Origin of the sequence: Stenotrophomonas sp. 3diitr2024, from assembly GCF_042136455.1 — a bacterium.
Taxonomy (GTDB): domain Bacteria; phylum Pseudomonadota; class Gammaproteobacteria; order Xanthomonadales; family Xanthomonadaceae; genus Stenotrophomonas; species Stenotrophomonas sepilia.
Map to the genome: position 1 here is coordinate 1 of NZ_JBHHMJ010000244.1, position 426 is coordinate 426.

Genomic DNA, 426 nt, shown 5'->3' on the forward strand with positions numbered 1-426 from the left:
CGGACGTCGTCCGAGGCGGTCCGACAATGCGCCACACAGGGGCGTGATCGCGATCACTGCCACCGCCGCGATCGTCGACAGCCACAGTGCGTCACCCTCATCGTGGCCCTGCGCGTGCTCAGCCGGCAGGCGCCACGTGCAGTGCAGGCCGGTGGCCGCGCGTTGCCAGCGCTGGCCGATGCGGCGGCGTTCAACGGTGCGGCTGAAGGCTGGTACTTCGATCGCCGCACCGAGTGGTACGACGCGCCCAGTTTCAGTGGCGATCCCGGCTACAAGGATGCCTACCGCAATCCGTTGCGGCAGAAGCGCTTCGGCCTGCTTGTCGGCGGGGTTCAGCGGCGTCCACACCGGCCCCGGCGCCACGCAGTTGACCCGGATGCCGCGCGGCAGCAGCTGGCTGGCCAGCGCCTTGGTGAACGCATGGAT

1 protein-coding gene is annotated in these 426 nt (G+C 69.7%); it reads right to left on the reverse strand.

Annotation, left to right across the window (positions count from 1 at the left end; all coding sequences use genetic code 11):
• Positions 1-426 (reverse strand): SDR family oxidoreductase (locus ABGA94_RS05665; RefSeq protein ID WP_375366629.1); only part of this gene is annotated, 426 nt, incomplete at both ends.